The sequence below is a fragment of the Methylacidimicrobium tartarophylax genome (assembly GCF_902143375.2).
GTDB lineage: Bacteria > Verrucomicrobiota > Verrucomicrobiia > Methylacidiphilales > Methylacidiphilaceae > Methylacidimicrobium > Methylacidimicrobium tartarophylax.
On sequence record NZ_CABFVA020000067.1, the window covers coordinates 1 to 3,217 of the forward strand.

Genomic DNA, 3,217 nt, shown 5'->3' on the forward strand with positions numbered 1-3,217 from the left:
CGAGTTGCCCGAGGAGGCGCTCTATCTGGTTGCGCGGGAAATCCTGTGCCATCCGGAGGCGGGGCTGATCTACTCGGATGAAGACAAGATCGACGAGGCGGGCCGCCGTTTTCAGCCCTATTTCAAGCCAGACTTCTGCTACGACCTGCTGCTTTCCCAGAATTGCATCAGCCACCTGGGAGCCTACCGGTCGGACCTTTTGCGCTCCCTGGGAGGATTCCGGAGCGGTTTGGACGGGACACAGGATTATGACCTGGCCCTTCGCTTCGCGGAACGTCTCTTGCCTGGGCAGATCCGTCACATCCCTCGAGTGCTCTACCACTGGAGGGCGATTGCGGGATCCGGAGCGGCCTGCGACCAGGCGAAGCCGTACGCTTACGAGGCGGCGCGACGGGCGATCGGGGACCATCTCCGGAGAGTCGGAGAACCGGCGGAAGTCCTCTTTACGCCGATTCGCTGGGCCTATCGGGTGCGCAGGAGTCTCCCGGAGAATCTCCGCGTGAGCCTCTTGCTCGGTCCGGGAATAACGGCGGAGGCTCTAGGACGATCGATCGAGAGGATACGGAAGCAGGCGGATTGCCCGGAATCGGAATTGCTCGTGATTGCGGGTGGCCCGGAATGCCCGAAGCGGGGCAACGAGGGTAAAGAAGGTGTACGCTTCCTGGGTCCTCCTGCGGAGCTAACCGGGCCCTCTCTGTGGAACTGGGCCGCGCGCCAGGCGAAGGGAGAGGTTCTGATTTTGCTCAAGGCTCCCGTGGAGCCGAAGGCAGAGGGCTGGCTCGCGGAACTCGTGAGTCAGGTGGCCCGGCCCGAAGTGGGCGCTGTGGGAGGTCGGATCCTAGCCCCCGATGGGACGGTGGCCGAGGCTGGTGTCGTAATGGGACTTGAGGGGAGTGCGGGAGCAGCGTTCCAGGGGTGGAGCTCCCATTCTTTCGGCTATTATGGTCAAGCAACTGTGACCCGGAACCCGTCGGCGGTGAGCGCCGGATGTTTGGCGACGCGCAGGGCAGTTTGGGAGGAGTGCGGAGGGTTCGACGAAGGGTATGGCCGAGATCTGTGGGATATCGACTACTGCCTGCGGCTGCGGGAAAAAGGGTATCGGATCGTCTTTACTCCTTATGCGGAGCTTGCGTACCTGGAGCCTCCCGCCAGTGCGTGCGGGCAAGATCGGGAGCGTTTTCGAGCGAGGTGGGCAGAAGTGATCGAACGGGATCCGGCCTACAACCCGAACCTGAGCTTGGAGGGCGGAGGATACAGCCTGGCCTGGCCCCCGAGGATCAGGCGGCCTTGGAGGGGATGAGCCGTCCACGGCCGGACCAAGGCCATCACCCGGTGGTTTTTTTGCCCCGCTCGATTCCGGAGCGGATCAGGTCGGCCGCTTCGGTCGGCTCGGCCCAGCGGATGAGCTTCACCCACTTGCCCTCTTCGAGATCTTTGTAGTGCTCAAAGAAGTGGGCGATGGTCTGGACGAAGATCTCCGGCAGATCCCGGTAGCTGGCGACCCGGGTATAGAAGGGATGGAGCTTGTCGAGGGGAACCGCGATGATCTTCTCGTCGATGCCATGCTCGTCCTCCATCAGCAAGGCGCCGATGGGGCGGGCGGGAATCACGACGCACGGTGTGACCGGCGTATGGGAAAGCACCATGCAGTCGAGCGGATCCCCGTCCTCGGAAAGCGTGTGGGGGATGAAGCCGTAGTTGGCCGGGTAGAACATGGCCGTGTGGAGGAAGCGGTCGACAAACATCGCACCGGACTTCTTGTCGATCTCGTACTTCACGGGCGTCCCCCCTTGGGGGATCTCGATGATCACATTCACCTCGTGGGGAGGGTTGGCGCCGATCGGGATGCGGGAGATATCCATGGGGACTGTCTGCTGTCTGCGGTTCTGCTGCCTGCGTTCCTGGAGAGGTCGAACCCCGTTCGGTTCGAACCACGGTTGGCGGGCTATTGTCCACAGATTGGCGGCGATGTCCAGCGTTGCCGCACCCGGGGGAGAAACCGAGGCGAAAAGAACGAACGCACCCAGGCGCAAGCCGGTGGGAGTGGGCGCTTTCGGGAGAGTTGCCATCGGCCTCCTTCCAGAGGAAGATGGTGGGGAAGCTATGCTCCGGCGCAGCGAAGCGGTTCCTCGGTTGGCCTTGGGCGATCTCCCTTCCCCGCTTCGGGAAGGGCTCGATCGGCTTGCGCAGCGGTTCCGGCCTCGGGGGATTCGCTTGGTCGTCTTCGGCTCCTTTGCCCGGGGAGAGGCGCGGCCCTGGTCCGACCTCGATCTCGGCTTTTTCCGGGAGGGGGCGAGGCGGCCGGAAGGGGAAGCAGAGCTTTTCCGGGCGGTGGGGGAGCTTCCGACGATCCGGCGGATCGAACTGGTTGACCTGGGAGCCGCGGGGGAAGCCTTTCGGAGCGAAGCCGCGAGGGAAGGCGTTCCGCTATGACTTCCCCCCAGGGAAGCGGGCGGGAAGAGAAGCGGCTCGCGGAGTTGGAGAAGGCCCTCGCCCGTTGGAAGGAGGCGTTATCGGCTCCTTCCAGCGAGATGGCACGGGATTCGGCGATTCTCCGCTTCGAACTCACCTACGAGGTGAGATGGAAGGCCGCAGCCGCCATGGCCCGGCGGGCGGGGTTGGAGGCGGCGTTCTCCCTCGGCTGGACGAGCGGAGAAGAACTGTGGGACCGGATCCTGCGGGCGAAGAACCTGGCGGTCCATGTCTATCAGGAGGAGTTGGCCCAAGAGCTCTTTCGGCAGCTCCCAGAGTTCTGGGAGGGGTTCGCCGAGCTTCTGGCGGGGATGCGCCGGGAGCTGGGAGGAGCATCCCTTCCTTAGGCTACCTACGGTCTCCTCCCGCGGTCCGCCCAGAGCACCGCCTCTGGGTAACGCTTGGGAGACAGGGAGGCGATCAGGATCTTCAACGCTCGAAGGCCCGAAGGACCTCCTCGGGAAGAGGCGCGTCGAAATGGGGGGCGATCCAACTGTTTCCTTTGTCGAGCCCCAGCCGACGCGGGGCCTGGTCCGGGTTCAATGGGACGATCTTGGCGATCGGCACTTTGCCTCGCAGAATCAGAACCTCTTCGCCATCCGCAACTTTCCGCAATAATCGGGAAAGGTGGGTCTTGGCTTCGTGGATGGTCACGGTCTGCATAGGGAAATACTAACCGGCATGTCTCACAAGCGATCTCCTGCGGCTTGCGAAATGGACCTGTCTGCTTCGTTGGGCCTTGGTT

The 3,217-nt window shown here is 63.4% G+C and carries 4 protein-coding genes and 1 pseudogene; 3 read left to right on the forward strand and 2 right to left on the reverse strand.

Annotated elements, in window-relative coordinates; all coding sequences use genetic code 11:
• Positions 1–1,300 (forward strand): annotated as a pseudogene (locus tag MAMT_RS06150) (glycosyltransferase); the annotation flags it as partial.
• Between the two features lie 25 nt (positions 1,301–1,325).
• On the opposite strand, the gene ppa reads toward MAMT_RS06150, so the two are convergent.
• Positions 1,326–1,862: an inorganic diphosphatase gene (gene ppa, locus MAMT_RS06155; RefSeq protein WP_142660113.1), complete on the reverse strand. Its 537-nt coding sequence runs from the start codon at positions 1,860–1,862 to the stop codon at positions 1,326–1,328.
• Between the two features lie 241 nt (positions 1,863–2,103).
• Between ppa and MAMT_RS11365 the strand changes: the two genes are divergently transcribed.
• Together MAMT_RS11365 and MAMT_RS06165 are read left to right on the forward strand one after the other, a co-directional pair.
• Positions 2,104–2,433 carry a nucleotidyltransferase family protein gene (locus MAMT_RS11365; protein WP_178086962.1) on the forward strand — a complete coding sequence of 110 codons (330 nt, stop codon included), beginning with the start codon at positions 2,104–2,106 and terminating at the stop codon, positions 2,431–2,433.
• Positions 2,430–2,819, forward strand: coding sequence for a nucleotidyltransferase substrate binding protein (locus tag MAMT_RS06165; RefSeq protein WP_142660115.1), 390 nt, complete (start codon positions 2,430–2,432; stop codon positions 2,817–2,819). Before MAMT_RS11365 ends, MAMT_RS06165 begins: the two co-directional genes overlap by 4 nt.
• 82 nt (positions 2,820–2,901) lie before the next feature.
• On the opposite strand, the gene MAMT_RS06170 is transcribed toward MAMT_RS06165, so the two are convergent.
• Positions 2,902–3,135, reverse strand: coding sequence for a type II toxin-antitoxin system Phd/YefM family antitoxin (locus tag MAMT_RS06170; protein WP_142660116.1), 234 nt, complete (start codon positions 3,133–3,135; stop codon positions 2,902–2,904).
• Between the last annotated feature and the right edge of the window lie 82 nt (positions 3,136–3,217).

Bases quoted from the DNA above. Each gene is read 5' to 3' on its own strand.
- ppa (WP_142660113.1), bottom strand. From the start codon at position 1,862: ATGGATATCTCCCGCATCCCGATCGGCGCCAACCCTCCCCACGAGGTG.
- MAMT_RS06170 (WP_142660116.1), bottom strand. From the start codon at position 3,135: ATGCAGACCGTGACCATCCACGAAGCCAAGACCCACCTTTCCCGATTA.
- MAMT_RS06165 (WP_142660115.1), top strand. From the start codon at position 2,430: ATGACTTCCCCCCAGGGAAGCGGGCGGGAAGAGAAGCGGCTCGCGGAG.
- MAMT_RS11365 (WP_178086962.1), top strand. From the start codon at position 2,104: ATGCTCCGGCGCAGCGAAGCGGTTCCTCGGTTGGCCTTGGGCGATCTC.